The organism is Nocardia mexicana NBRC 108244, assembly GCF_001613165.1.
Taxonomy (GTDB): domain Bacteria; phylum Actinomycetota; class Actinomycetes; order Mycobacteriales; family Mycobacteriaceae; genus Nocardia; species Nocardia mexicana.
The window spans coordinates 103550-116791 of the sequence record NZ_BDBV01000035.1; the positions used below are offsets into that span (position 1 = coordinate 103550).

General features: G+C 69.3%; 11 protein-coding genes. 3 read left to right on the top strand and 8 right to left on the bottom strand.

Annotation, left to right across the window (positions count from 1 at the left end):
* Positions 1-45 precede the first annotated feature (45 nt).
* From NM1_RS14615 to NM1_RS14625, 3 genes are all read right to left on the bottom strand, one after another.
* Entirely contained in the window at positions 46-1383 is a 1338-nt protein-coding gene (locus NM1_RS14615) for an MFS transporter (protein WP_114699737.1), read from the bottom strand.
* A gap of 107 nt (positions 1384-1490) precedes the next feature.
* Positions 1491-2546: a DUF8832 domain-containing protein gene (locus NM1_RS14620; RefSeq protein ID WP_114699738.1), complete on the bottom strand. Its 1056-nt coding sequence runs from the start codon at positions 2544-2546 to the stop codon at positions 1491-1493.
* 537 nt (positions 2547-3083) lie between these two features.
* Entirely contained in the window at positions 3084-4331 is a 1248-nt protein-coding gene (locus NM1_RS14625) for a Glu/Leu/Phe/Val dehydrogenase dimerization domain-containing protein (protein WP_084519618.1), read from the bottom strand.
* Positions 4332-4597: 266 nt separating this feature from the next.
* Between NM1_RS14625 and NM1_RS14630 the strand changes: the two genes are divergently transcribed.
* A complete protein-coding gene (locus tag NM1_RS14630) occupies positions 4598-5596 on the top strand; it encodes a LysR family transcriptional regulator (protein WP_084519619.1) in 999 nt (332 codons plus the stop codon).
* A gap of 21 nt (positions 5597-5617) precedes the next feature.
* Here NM1_RS14630 and NM1_RS14635 read toward each other — a convergent pair whose 3' ends face one another.
* Positions 5618-6496, bottom strand: coding sequence for a class I SAM-dependent methyltransferase (locus tag NM1_RS14635; RefSeq protein ID WP_068019813.1), 879 nt, complete (start codon positions 6494-6496; stop codon positions 5618-5620).
* 350 nt (positions 6497-6846) lie between these two features.
* Here NM1_RS14635 and NM1_RS14640 point away from each other — a divergent pair, with 350 nt between their 5' ends.
* Positions 6847-7320, top strand: coding sequence for a hypothetical protein (locus NM1_RS14640; protein ID WP_068019705.1), 474 nt, complete (start codon positions 6847-6849; stop codon positions 7318-7320).
* 140 nt (positions 7321-7460) lie between these two features.
* Positions 7461-8387, top strand: coding sequence for a cyclase family protein (locus NM1_RS14645; protein ID WP_068019707.1), 927 nt, complete (start codon positions 7461-7463; stop codon positions 8385-8387).
* Between the two features lie 3 nt (positions 8388-8390).
* Here the strand turns inward: NM1_RS14645 and NM1_RS14650 are convergent, their stop codons facing one another.
* The 4 genes from NM1_RS14650 to NM1_RS14665 all read right to left on the bottom strand — a co-directional run bounded on the left by NM1_RS14650 (position 8391) and on the right by NM1_RS14665 (position 13131).
* Positions 8391-9677 carry a PucR family transcriptional regulator gene (locus NM1_RS14650; protein ID WP_068019712.1) on the bottom strand — a complete coding sequence of 429 codons (1287 nt, stop codon included), beginning with the start codon at positions 9675-9677 and terminating at the stop codon, positions 8391-8393.
* A gap of 131 nt (positions 9678-9808) precedes the next feature.
* Positions 9809-10996, bottom strand: a complete 1188-nt coding sequence (locus NM1_RS14655; protein ID WP_068019714.1) for a lipase family protein — start codon at positions 10994-10996, stop codon at positions 9809-9811.
* 31 nt (positions 10997-11027) lie between these two features.
* Positions 11028-12239, bottom strand: a complete 1212-nt coding sequence (locus NM1_RS14660) for a lipase family protein (RefSeq protein WP_373864040.1) — start codon at positions 12237-12239, stop codon at positions 11028-11030.
* Positions 12226-13131: an SDR family NAD(P)-dependent oxidoreductase gene (locus NM1_RS14665; RefSeq protein WP_068019718.1), complete on the bottom strand. Its 906-nt coding sequence runs from the start codon at positions 13129-13131 to the stop codon at positions 12226-12228. The genes NM1_RS14660 and NM1_RS14665 overlap by 14 nt, the downstream gene beginning before the upstream one ends.
* Positions 13132-13242 lie beyond the last annotated feature (111 nt).

The window sequence follows — 13242 nt, forward strand, 5'->3', positions numbered from 1 at the left end:
ACACTGCGTGAATGGATCCCGGCCAAAAGCGTGCTGTTTCGCGCCTCAGTGGTGGTGGGTGAGGTGGACCGGCCGGCTCTCGAACGGCTCGGGGGTGATTACCCGGTCCAGCCACAGGGAGACCAGGGTCAGGACCAGGCCGCTGGCGGCTATGGTGCCGCCGACCCAGTTGACCGAGGTGACGCCCAGTCCGCCGTCGATGGCCGCGCCGCCGAGCCAGATGCCCAGGGCCGAGCCGAGGGTGAAGGCGGAGATATTGGACGCCGAGGCGATATCCGGTGCGTCCCCGGCCTTCTGCATGACCCGCAGCTGGAGCGGGGCGACCACCGAGAAGGCGGCCACGCCGTAGGCGAGGATCCCGATCACCGCGGTGAAGGGATTGCGGATCAGCAGGGTCATGGCGAACAGCACGGCCGCCAGGGATCCGATCGAAACAACCAGTGCCAGTGGAAGATTCCGGTCCGCCAGCTTGCCGCCCAGCTGGTTGCCCGCGAACAGGCCGATCCCGAAGAGCAGGAACATCGGGGTGACCCAGGCCGCGCTCACGCCGGTGGCCTCGGTGAGCTGCGGGGCGAGATACACGTAGCTGGTGAACACACCGCCGTAACCGAGCAGCGTGGTCAGCAGGCCGAGGAGGACGGCGGGACGGCGCAGCGCGCGCAACTGCTCGCGGAGCGGAGCGCTGCCGCCGGACGCCATATGCATTCGAGCATGGGCATCGAGATCGGCATCGTCGCGGGTGTGGCCGCTCGGGTCGTCGTGTAGAGCAGGGGAGTGCTCATGGTGGCCGCCGGTCTCCTGGACGACGGCGCGGGCCCTGCCGCGCCCGATTCCCTTGGGCAGCAGGAGCAGTAGGCCGATCGCGGCGATCACGCCGAACACCACCAGCGTGCCGAAGGTGGCCCTCCAGCCCAGTGCCCTGCCGACCACCGCGCCGATGGGTGCGCCGAGAATCGTGGCCGCCGTGGATCCGGCGAAGACCGTGGCGATGGCGCGGCCCTGTAGTCGCTGCGCGACGAGTTCGGCGGCGAACAGGGCGGCGATGCCGAAGAACGCGCCGTGTGCCAGCGCGGCGACGATGCGGCCGGCCAGGATCGTCTCGTAGTCGGGACCGAACAGCGACACGGCATTTCCGGCGAGGAAGACGCCGGTGGTCGCCAGCAGCATGAAGCGCCGGCTGACCCGGCTGCCGATGGCGGTGAACAGCGGGGCGCCGATGGCGACGCCCAGGGCGTAGGCGCTCTCGAATCTGCCTACGGCGCCGAGGGATACATCGAGGGAGCGGGCTATCTCCTCCACCACACCGGCGACGACGAACTCGTCGGCGCCCATGGCGAAGGCGGCTATGACCAGGGCCCAGATGGCCAGGGGGAGCTTGTGCATCGGAAACACGTCCTTGAAGGAGAAGGGGGTGGGTCACGGGTGCTGGGACAGCGGCACTCGCACATGGGTGCTCCTTTCGGTGCCGGGCGGGCGGATTGCCCGCTCGCTCAGTGGTTTTCAGTGCCCGCGGTGGTGGGCAGGGTGAAGGCGGCGGTGCGGACGGTGTCGCCGTGCTTGAAATCCAGGAACAGCCGATACGTTCCGGGACCGGGCACGACCGTGTGGAAGGTGATCTCCGGCCCGGGAGCCGTGACGCCGTCGCCCGGTTCGCCGTTCGGGTGCACGTGGACGTAGGCGAGGTCGCCGCCGCGCAGCACCACCAGGTGGCCGTAGGCGGCGAGGTAGGGCTGCAGGTCGGTGACCGGCTCGCCGTCCTTGCGGACCGTCAGCGTGAGCAGTTGCCCCGCACCGGGAACCAGGTCGCCGTCGAGGGTGACCTCGTACTCGTCGACGACGGCGGTCCGCGTCGTCGCCGGGATGGGCCGCGGGTCGTAGGCGCCCGCCACCGCGAGATCCGCACCGAGGGTGAGGGTCCGGCCGAGGGCCGTGGGCTGGATATCGGTGAACACCCGGTAGGCACCGGCCGCGGGCAGGTTCAGCCGCACCGCCCAGGTGCCGTCGGCGCCCAGTTCGGGGTGGACGTGCCAAAACCCGGTCAGCTCGCGCTGCACGACGATCAGGTGCAGGTCCCGGTCGTGCAGGCCGTCGTAGTCGGTGACGGGGCGGTTGTCCGGCCCCAGGATCCGGAACCGGAAGTCGATATCGCCAGGCTGCACGATCTGCTCAGCGAGCTGCAGCGTGTACCCGTCCTGAGTGATCTGCAGCCCGCCCGGCAGCCCGCCGCCGTGCCCGGCGTGAGCATCGTGCGCGCCGTGGGTTGGGTGCCCAGCGTGGGCCTCGTGCGCGCCATGGGCTGCGTGGTCACCCTGCGCTGCGTGGTCACCGTGGGCTGCGTGGTTGCCGTGGGTTGCGTGGTTGCCGTGGGTTGCGTGGTTGCCGTGGGTTGCGTGGTTGCCGTGGGTTGCGTGGTTGCCGTGGGTTGCGTGGTTGCCGTGGGCTGCGTGGTCGTCGCGGGTTGCGTGGTTGCCGTGGGCTCCTTGCTCGGTGTGGCCTGCGTGATCCGCGTGGGCGCCGTTGTGGGTGGTGTGGTTCTGGGTGGTCATCGCTCCGGCCTTTCGATCTTCGTTCTTCCGACGAAGAGAAAGTTATACCCCTGGGGGGTATATGACAAGGCTGGCGAATCGTGACCTGCCTCACCGGTTGGGCGGTGAGCGGAGGTCGGCGCGATGCGGGGTCCTAGCTCGGCGACGAAGTGCCTATGGCAGCCAGGCGACAAACAGAGCTGCGGACCGCGACCCGCAGAAGAGGCTCGGTCAGTGAGGGAGCGGCGCCAGGTGATTGAAGGTCTGCGAATGCCACACCAGCGGCCTGCCGCCGCAAGTTTCGGTGGCGACGATGTGCCCGGCCGCCCGCACATGCGTCAGTGCCGGGATGTCAGCCGCAGCCGCGACCCGCCGGGCTCTAGCGGTGCCTGTCGCCGCGGTCAGGCGCTCGTGGTCGACTTCGTTCCGTTGCAGAGGGGCGAGAGCAACGACGATGGGGGCCGCAGTCCGACATGGTGTATGTCGGACTGCGGCCCCCATGCCAGGGCTTCGGTCGAGGGGCCGCTGATCAGCGATGAATTGCTGCAGGGTGCAGGGTCAGGGAATGGCGACCGGACCGGCCACCGGCGCGGGGCCGTCGGCCCAGGTGTGGCCGGTCTCGCGCGGCGTGACGCCCTCTTCCGTCCAGACGGCCAGCAACTGCGCGACCTTGCTGTGCATGACGGTGCGGAGCCGGTCGAACGAGTTCTCCGGGTTGTCGTCGACCTCGCCGAGCAGCAGCCACCACGCCCAGGCCACGGCCCCGGCATTGGCGACGAAGTCCGGCAGCACCGGGACGCCGCGGGCGGCGAGCATGGCCTCCGCCTCCGGTGTGGTCGCGGCGTTCGCGGCCTCGACGATGACGCGGGCGCGGACGTCGTAGGAGTTGTCCGGCGTGATCGCGTACGAGATCGCCGCCGGGACCAGGATGTCGACGTCGGCGGACAGGACCGCGTTGCGCGGCAGCTGTTCGATGCCCTCCGGCAGCCGGGTGCGGTCGATCTCGCCGTAGCCGTCGCGCAGGTCCAGCAGCGCCGGGATGTCCAGACCCGCGGCGCAGTGCAGGGTGCCCGCCGCATCGGCGACCGTCGTGACCTTCATCCCGGCCTCGTGCAGGTAGTAGGCGGCCGCCCCGCCCATGGTGCCGACACCCTGAATCGCGGCGGTCGTCTCGGCGGGCGGCCGGCCCCAGGAGACCGCGGCGGCGAGGCAGGCGTGCGCGACACCGTAGCCGCCGATCACGTCGCCCAGCAGGAATCCGCCCTCGACCGCGGCGTTCAGCCCGTTTCGGACGCGTTCCAGCGTCGCGGCCGGGTCGTCGGCACGGCGGATCGCGGCGTGGTAGCTCTGGCCCAGGCCGAGCTTCTCGAAGACCTCGTCGATCAGGTGCTGCGGGACACCGAGGTCCTCCGCGGTCACCCAGTGCGCGTCGAGCCACGGGCGCATCGCCTCGCAGAAGCGCTGCAGCACGTCGACGGCGCGCGGGTCCTTGGGATCGAAGTCGATGCCGCCCTTCGCGCCGCCGATCGGCAGGTCGAACGTGGCGGTCTTGTTGGCCATGCCGCGGGCGAGGTCCTCGACCTCGGTCAGGGTGCAGCCCGCGCGCATCCGGGTGCCGCCGGTGGCCAGTCCGGCGCGCAACGTGTGGACGACGAGATAGCCGACGGCGCCGGTCTGTGAGTCGTTCCACTGCAGCCGCATGTACGGCTCGGAACGGCGGATCGCGGGGGGAGCGGCAACGGCCGCGGGGATGGTCGGAACGGTCTGCGCGGTCACCTGCGGGGTGCCCCCAGCCGGGTTCTGCATCGTCGTCACGGCGATCTACCTCCTCTGCGTCGTCGTTCCGGCCACCACCGATCACAGGGAATCGCCTCCGGTCGCGCGATCCCGTCCGGTCCCTGTCGTTTCCGGTCGGTGGCTCGCGTCCGGTGCCACCAGCCTGCGGTTAAACCTGTCTTCCCGTCTATTTACGGTTCTTTCACGGACGTGTTCACCGATCCTGAACAACGCCGCGTCCGCCCCGCCCCGGCTCCGCAAGCTTCGCCTTGCATACCCCAATTAGGCTCGGTGCCATGGATCTGTCGCTCCCCCGCCTTCGAATGCTGCGTGAGCTGCGTCGGCGCGGCACGATCACGGCGGCCGCGAGCGCGCTGCACTACACCGCCTCGGCAGTCTCCCAGCAACTCGCGCAGCTGGAACGCGATGTCGGCACCCGGCTGTTCGAGCGACGGGGGCGCCGGGTCCAGCTCACCGACGTCGGGGTGCTGCTCGCCGAGCATGCGGAGGAGATTCTCGCCTCGGTCGAGCGCGCGACCCAGGCCCTCGAGGAGGCGGGCGAGTCGGTGACGGCGAAGCTCACCGCGGGGGTGTGGGCCTCGGTGGCATCCGGCCTGCTACCGGACGCGCTGACCGCCCTCGCGCGCACCCATCCGGGCATTCTGGTGCGGACGCGGGAACTCCCGCCGGAGGCGACGGCCGCGGCGGTCCGCGACGGTGCGCTGGACCTGTCGTTCGTGATCGACTACTCGAACTATCCGACGACCTGGGACCGCGGCCTGGAGCGCGCGGTCATCGCCGTCGAACGGATCTACGCGGCCGTCCCGGCCGGTGCGGTACCGGCGGCCAGCGTGACGCTGGCCGAACTGGCCGAGCACCCGTGGATCGTCGCGCCCGCCCATTCGCACTTCGGGCATTCGGCGCGACTGGCGTTCCAATCCGTCGGGCTCGCACCGCGGATCCACCACGAGGTGGAGGAACAGGCGACCGCGATGGCGATGGTCGCGGCCGGACTGGGCGTGACGCTGGTGTCCGACCTCGGGCTGGCGTTGCGCCCGGCGGGGGTGGACATCGTCGTACTCGGCGACGTGCTCACCCGGACCGTGTCGCTGGCCTACCGCACGAATACGGCGCGGCGCGCCGCGCTGCTGATCGTCGTGGACGCGATCCGCACCGCCGCTGCGGAGAAGGGGCTGGGCGCCGACACCGCCTTATCCGCCCCGGCCGATGTCGAGACCGTGCCGTCCCCGCCGGACCCGCTCGGGGTGGCCGACGGGGGGCTCGGTCTCGGCTGACAGTTTCCCTTGGGGCGCAGCCTATTTCTGCGCGGTGAGGTACGCGGTCGCCGCGGACATGTGCTCGGCTTCCGCGGGCAGTTCGGGGACCGGCTGGTGGTAGTGCGTGGCCAGGTCCGCCACGCTGTCGGCCCGGACCGACCAGCCGTGCTCGGACAGCCACTGCGCCGGATCCGCGCGATCGTCGTCGTAGAACAGCTCGGAGACGTCGAGGTCGCCGAACGGATTCCTGTCGAACTGGGCCTGTTCGATCGCCGAGAACCGCGCGAGGTCGGGCCGCCCGGTGAAGCACTCCACCGATACCCGGCTGCCCGGCGCCGACAGGGCATCGATGCGTTCGAACAGCGAATCCTGCGCCGCACCAGGCAGATACGGCAGCAGCCCTTCGGCCGACCACGCCGTAGGCAGGTCGGGATCGAAGCCCGCGGCGGCGAGCGCGCCAGGCCAGTCGTCGCGCAGATCGACCGGTACCGAACGCAATTCGACTCCGGGGGCGATGCCGTGGTCGGCCAGTACGCGCTGCTTGAACTCCAGCACCTTGGGCTGATCGATCTCGTACAGCGTGCCGCCCGCGGGCCACTGCAGGCGATACGCCCGCGCGTCCAGCCCGGAGGCCACGATCACCGCCTGCCGGATCCCGGCATCCGTTGCCGCGCCGAAGAATTCGTCGAAGAACGTGGTCCGGAGACCGATCATCCGGAGCACCGGCCCGTCGGTCGGCGGATCGTCGATCGTCTCGATGAAGTGCGGATCACCGGCGGCCTCGACGAACAGCCGGGCGCAGTCGTCGCGGATCATGGCGTCGGTCCGGGCGGTTTCGATCGCCCGGAAGGTCGCCACCCCCAGTGCCGTCGCGCCCACGCTGCTGACGATGTCCCAGGTGTCTCCGTCGGTTCGCACTTCGGTTCCCTCGATTCCGGTGTCGGGCTCGATAGTTCGGCGGCGACCGGTCGGTTCGCGCCACAATCCAGCGTAGGCGTCCCGATGATCTAGGTACAGGGTCTTCCGGTGGGCAAATCCGTTGCAGCTAAAAGGGATTCGCACAAATAGAACAAATGGGACGACAGTGTTTCGGATGGCTGAAAGTCGCCAGTGCAGCCTCGGTCCGAGTGCGGCGACGGGTGCGGGCGTAGCGTTCGCGGGCGTACCGGCGATGTACCGGGAAGATCATCGTGGCTTGCGGCAGTCCGCGCGGCCATCGTGACCTGCGTATCCGCGTGAGGTCGGGAACCGAGGCGAAGGGTTGCAGTATGTCGAAGAGGAAGCTCGGCACGGCGTCGGCCGTCGTCGCCGTCGCGATCGCGGCACTGGTCGGCGCGAGTGCGCCCGCCACGGCGTCGAACTACATTCCGGTCAGCCTGCCGATGACCTCCACCGGCGTGCACGGGCTCGGGTGCGCGGGCGAGGTGTGGGGTCAGGGCAATGTCTATCCGGACGGTGACGTTCCGGGAACGGTCGATCTGCAGCTGAAGGGCTGGCTGAAGGTGTTCGGCGTGCCTGCCCCGTGGTGTTCGGTCACCGCGGTGGTGAACTGGCACAACCTCGACACCGGGGCCTCCGGTTCGGGTTCGGTCTTCCTCGGCAGCGGCAACGGTTTCCCGTTCTGGTGGGGCGGACCGCAACTCGGCAACGTGCGGCTGGTCACCGGGCCCGGCCAGGTGACCTTCACCCTCGACACCGATCTTCCGCACAGCCAGAGTGTGACGACTTTCGCCGTATATTGAGCGGCGAGACAGCCAGAGTGTGACGACGTTCGCCGTATATTGAGCGGCGAGACAGCCCGAGCGTGACGACGTTCGCCGTGTACTGAGCGGCGAGTCCCCCTTCGTCCGAGCACGGATCCCGGCCGGTATCTTTCTCCGGTATGGCACCACCGTCGGAGTTCGTCGACCTCGCCGCGAGCGTGAACAACTGGGGGCGTTGGGGTTCCGAGGACGAGATCGGGACGCTCAATCTCGTCACCGACGACGTGGTGCGGGCCGCGGCGGCCTGCGTGCGGAGCGGGCGCCGGGTGCCACTGGCGGTCCCGCTGAGTCACAAGGGTATTCAGACCGGCATGATCAAGGGCCGGGTGAATCCGCTGCACAGCATGGTCGCGGTGAACCGGGAGCTGTTCGGGCCGGGAACCGTGGCCGTGAGCGACGACGTGGTGACCCTCGGCCTGCAGGCCGGAACCCACTGGGACGCGTGGACGCACGTCTCGTACGAGGGACGGATCTACAACGGGCGGCCCGCCGACAGCATCACCGCGCACGACGGGGCCGCCTTCAGCGGGATGGAGAAGGCGCTGCACGTGGTGTCGCGCGGTGTGCTGCTCGATGTGGCGGCCGCGCGCGGCGTGGACCGGCTCGCGGGGGATCACGCGGTGACACCGGACGATCTGGCCGCGGCGGAGGAATTCGGACGGGTGCGGGTGCGGGCCGGTGACGTGGTGCTGGTCCGGACCGGGCAGATGCGGCTGTTCCTCGCGGGCGACCGCACCGGGTACGCGATGCCGTCGCCGGGCCTTTCGGTGCGCTGCCCGCGATGGTTCCACGCCCGCGATGTCGCGGCCGTCGCCAACGACACCTTGACGTTCGAGATCATGCCGCCGGAGATCGAGAACCTCTGGCTGGCCGTGCACGCGCTGCACCTGGTGGAGATGGGAATGCTGCAGGGGCAGAACTGGAATCTGGAGGAGCTGTCCGCGACATGCGCGGAGGAGGGACGATACGAATTCTTCCTGTCCGCGATGCCGGAACCGTTCGTGGGTGCCACCGGGACACCCGTTGCGCCCGTGGCGATCCTGTAGCGCCTAGGCTCCCCGGCGATCGGTATTGCGGTAGGTGCGCGCGACCAGCGCGGCGCGCAGGTACCACAGCCCGTACACCTCCGCCGGATCGAGGCCGGTCAGCTGGCCGATCCGCCGGAGCCGATAGTCGACCGTATTCGTGTGCACATGCATGGCGCGCGCCGTGCGCCGCCGGTTGAAGTTGTTGCCGATGTGCCGCTGCAGCGTTTCGAGCATCTCGGGATGCCGGTCGAGCGGATCCAGCAGCCGCGCAAGGCTTTCGCGGCCGGGGCCGGGCCGGGTCAGCTGGAACTCGAGCGCCAGATCGTTGAACCGGTACAGCCCGGGGGCGCACTGCAGCCGCTGCACCATGTCCAGGAGTTCGTGAGCCTGATTGGCGGCGTGCGGAATTCGCTCGGGATCGGATTGCGCGACGGTCACGGTGACCGGGGCATCGGCCGCGCGGGACAGCTGACCCACCAACTCGTCGAGATCGCACCCGTGCGCGGTGACCGGCAGCAGCACCGTCCCACCGTCGATCGAGAGCAGCGACAGCGCCGTCTCGTCGCAGCGGGTCGCGAGCTCGGCCTGCAGCCGCCGGAGCTTGCGGCGGGCGACGACCCGGGCGTTCAACCGGAGATTCTGCTCGTCCGCGTGCTTGCCGATCGCCACCGCGAGCACGTGATACGAATTCGCGATCTCGACGCCGCACTCGCGGGCCATGACCGTGGTGGAGCGGCCGCTCAGCAGCGCGGTGGTGAGCGTGTGCACGGCGGTGTGGTGTTCACCGGCCACGGCGCGCAGTTCGTGGAAGTAGGCCGTCGACACCGTCGAGGTCATGGTGTCCAGCATGTCGACGACGAGCCGGGCGCCGTTCATGAGGCTGTCGAAATCCGCTGTGGTGAGCGCGAGTGTCGATTCGTCCGCCGCGCTGCCGGGCGGGCGGAACTTCGACGCCGCCGCGGTGACGACCATATCGAAGCCGATCTTGAATCCCTCGTGGATGGCGTGGTGAATGGTGTGGATCGGGATGCCCTCCCGCGCCCACTGCCTCGCCGCCTCCTGCAGATATTCGATCTTCTCGGGGATATTTCGCCCGTCGAGCATGCTGGTCGCCAGCTCCAGGCAGGTGCGGGTGATCGCGGTGACATCACCGCGCAGGGCGTCGCCGGGCAGCGTCCCGCACGGCGCGACATTGTCGATGAAATGCCGGACCATCTGCCGCGACAGCTTGGGCACGTCCCGCAGTGCCGACGACATCGGACTGCCCGAGATCGTCAGGCTCGATCGAACCTGGGGATAGACTCTCATAGCGTTTCCTTCCACCCCCGCTTTCCTCCAGCTATCGAACGTTAACCGCGGCGATCGATGCCGCGAGGCGCTCTCGGGGCTTGCTGGAATCTCGGTCGGGTAGCGCGATGAGCATTGGTGTTCACCACAATTCAGCAGCGGGTCGGCGGCGGCTCGTTCCGGAAGCGGGCCTCGATGAAGTTCCACGCCTCGGGTAATCCGGCGACCGCGGTGGTCATATGTTCGGCGATGTCGTAGCGGGAGAACGACAACGGCACGCCCTCGCGGCAATATCGGGCCGCGACGTCGGCAACGGCGTCGAACGGAGTCAGTTCGTCGTAGACGCCCTGCCAGATGAAGGTGGGCGCCTGCGGCAGGCCCGGATATCTGCGCAGGCTGTTCTCGTGCAGGACGGCTCGCGCATCGGGGCTGTCCATGAGGCTCTTGGTCGCCGCGAGTTGCTCCGCATTGCGGAATGCGCCGTGGAACAGCAGGAAACGACGGCATTCGTCATGGGTGAAGTCGCGGAACCACAGGCCGGTGTCGTTGAGCTGGTCGGAGATCGGCAGGCGTTCGGGGTACTCGCGTTCGAGCCCCATCGCGGCGGCCCAGGCCAGGCCGAATCCGGGGTGCGGGCCGAATCCGATTCCCAGCGCCATCTGCTCGAGATCCGCCGGAATGCCGCCGGCCGCCACCGCGGCCAGCTTCAGGTCCGGGGCATACGTGGGCTGCAGCGCCGCCGCCCACGCGCTGGCCATGCCGCCGCCGGAATATCCGGCGAGCGCGATCGGGGATTGTCCGAGCCCGAGTTCCGGCGCGCGTTGCAGGGCCTTGACGCTGTCGAGTGTCACCATGCCGCTCAGCCGCGCCGCGCCGTAGGCGACATTGGGGCCGAGATAATCCGGGAGCGCGATCGCCCAGCCGCGGCCGAGCGGAAGGACGGCTCCCAGCGAATCCAGAGTTTCCTCGTTGAGCAGCGAATGCGACGGATTGCACTTGGTGCCCAGCGAATTGATCAATGCCTGATACGACACCAGCGGCGGATTCGGCACTCCGGCGGGGATCAGGGCCGTGGTCACCGCCATGATGGGATCGCCCGCGGAATTGGTGGAACGGAATGCGACGTGCCAGATCGCGGTACCGGCATACGGGCCGGTGTCGAGCTTCCGCATTCGGACGACATCCCCGGGAGCGAGGTCGGCCAGATTACCCGGGGGAGCGAAGAACGGGTCCGGATCGGGGGTGGGATACAGCGGCTGGGTTGTCGCCGACGGTGCGAGCGCGCTGACCGACAGGGCGCACAGCAGCAACGCCAGGACGGTCGTCAACATCCGACGCATGGGTCATCCTTCGGTGGTGTGGGGGTGCGGATCAGCAGGTGCTGGGCGCGGGCTCGCCGCGGAATCGGGCGTCGAGCCAGGCCACGGCGGCGGGGAAGCCCATCACCGCCGCGGCGAGATGGTCTGGGCTCGAATACAATTCGGACTGCACCGGCACGCCGGCGCGGCAGTACCGCTCCGTCGTCCGATCGATCGCGTCGACGGGGATGAGCGGGTCGATCGGGGTGTGCCACTCGAAGATCGGCGCCGACGGTATGCCGTCGAAGATCTCCAGGCTGTTCTCCTCGCCGACCTGCCACACCCGCGGGTCGTCGATCAAAGATGTGGTCGCGGCCAGCTCGGCGGCGCTGTGCATGGCGCCGTGCGCGATGAGTTCGACCGTGCAGCCGTTGGCCATGGCGTCGCGCACCGCCAGTCCGGTGGCGTTCAGTTGGTCGCTGATCGGCAGCCGGTCGGGATATTCCCGCTCCAGTCCGAGCGCCGCGGCCATGGCCAGCCCGAACATGGGGTGCGGGGCGAGGCCCAGCCCGCGCGCCATCGTCGCGATATTCATCGGCACGCCGCCCGCCGCGGATCCGGCGATGCGGAGGTCCGGCGCGTAGCTCGGGGCGAGCGCGGCGGCCCACGCGGTGGCCATGCCGCCGCCGGAGTAGCCGAGCATCGCGGCCGGGCTGTCCGCGAGTCCCAGTGCGGAAACCCGTTGCGCGGCACGGATTCCGTCGAGGGTGATCTGACCGCCGAGCCGGGCCGCGCCGTAGGCGACCCGCGGGCCGAGATGGTCGGGGAGAGCGACGCTCCACCCCCGCAGCAGCATCGTATTGAGCAGGGGCACGGCCCGATAGAGCAGATTCGGGTCGTAGGCGTAGAGGGCCCGCGAGACCGCGCACTGGGTGCCCAGGCCGTTGATGATGTGCTGATACGACAGCAGCGGCGCCCCGGGCCGGTGGTTGGCCGGGGTGAGGACCGTGGTCGTCGCGGCGATCGGTCCACCGCGCGAGTCGGATGACCGGAACTTCACCAAAGTGACTGTGGCCGTGGGGAAGTAGGGCAGGTTCGGCTGCTCCCGGACATCCAGGACCTCGCCGGGGCCGCGGGACGCGATATCCGCGGGCGCGGCATAGAACGGATCCGGGTCGGGCGCCGGGTATATCGGCTGGGCGCCGGAGATCGCGGGGGTGCCGGACGCCGCGAGGAGGGCGGCGAGCACCGTGCAGGCGAGGAGCCGGAGACTACTGATCTTCACGGACGGCCTCCCGAGTGCTCGTCCGGTATCGGACGCCGGTCGCCCGCTCGGACATGCCCCAGAGCCGGAGCCCGTGTGCCCGGTCGCGGGACAACCGGCTCGACGGTGACGGCCCGACCGGCCCGCGTGTGTTGAACATCCGGGTCGGACCCCAGTAGATCTCGGGATCCGCATCCGTCGCGGCGGCCGCGAACAGAATGGATTGCGCCGCGGCGGAACGTGATTGGCCGATCAGCCGGATGAACGGCTCGGCCACGAGGTCCAGCGGCGTCTCGGTCCTGGCGACCAGCTTCGTCGGTGCGATGCCGGGATGCGCCGTGAAGGACTTCAGCGGCGCGGACGATTCGCGAAAACGATGCTGCAGTTCGCGGCCGAACATCAGTGTGGCGAGCTTGGATTCGGCGTAGGCCAGCGGCCGCACGAACCGGCGGTGTTCGAAGCCCGGATCGTCGGTGCGGAGCGAGCGCGTCCAGCCGTGGGCGATGCTGGAGACCGAGACGACGCGGTCGCGGAGGCGATCGAGCAGCAGCCCGGTCAATGCGAAGTGGCCGAGGTGGTTGACGGCGAGGTGCCGCTCGAACCCGTCGGCCGTCCGCGCGAACGGGACGTTCATCAGCCCGGCATTGTTGATCAGCACGTCGATGTCTCCGCAGTGCCGCGCGAAGCGACGGACCGAGGACAGATCGGCCAGATCCAGTGGCGCCACCGAGATGTCGCCGCCGAGACGGTCGGCGATCCGCTGTGCCGCCGTGGTGTCGCGGCACGCCATGACCACCGTGGCACCGCGGGCGGCCAGGGCACGCGTCAGTTCCGTACCCAGGCCGCCGTTCGCCCCGGTGATGACGAATGTCCGGCCGTGCTGGTCCGGTATGAGATCGGAGGTCCACGCCATGGCGACCGACCCTAACGAGCCCCGCAATCGCACGGCAATGTGTTTGGAGATTGTCAGACACCACTGCGGGATCGTTGGTCATTTCCCAAAGTCTCACTGTGACAGCAGACT

Bases quoted from the DNA above. Each gene is read 5' to 3' on its own strand.
- NM1_RS14615 (WP_114699737.1), bottom strand. From the start codon at position 1,383: ATGCACAAGCTCCCCCTGGCCATCTGGGCCCTGGTCATAGCCGCCTTC.
- NM1_RS14620 (WP_114699738.1), bottom strand. From the start codon at position 2,546: ATGACCACCCAGAACCACACCACCCACAACGGCGCCCACGCGGATCAC.
- NM1_RS14625 (WP_084519618.1), bottom strand. From the start codon at position 4,331: ATGCAGAACCCGGCTGGGGGCACCCCGCAGGTGACCGCGCAGACCGTT.
- NM1_RS14630 (WP_084519619.1), top strand. From the start codon at position 4,598: ATGGATCTGTCGCTCCCCCGCCTTCGAATGCTGCGTGAGCTGCGTCGG.
- NM1_RS14640 (WP_068019705.1), top strand. From the start codon at position 6,847: ATGTCGAAGAGGAAGCTCGGCACGGCGTCGGCCGTCGTCGCCGTCGCG.
- NM1_RS14645 (WP_068019707.1), top strand. From the start codon at position 7,461: ATGGCACCACCGTCGGAGTTCGTCGACCTCGCCGCGAGCGTGAACAAC.
- NM1_RS14650 (WP_068019712.1), bottom strand. From the start codon at position 9,677: ATGAGAGTCTATCCCCAGGTTCGATCGAGCCTGACGATCTCGGGCAGT.
- NM1_RS14655 (WP_068019714.1), bottom strand. From the start codon at position 10,996: ATGCGTCGGATGTTGACGACCGTCCTGGCGTTGCTGCTGTGCGCCCTG.
- NM1_RS14665 (WP_068019718.1), bottom strand. From the start codon at position 13,131: ATGGCGTGGACCTCCGATCTCATACCGGACCAGCACGGCCGGACATTC.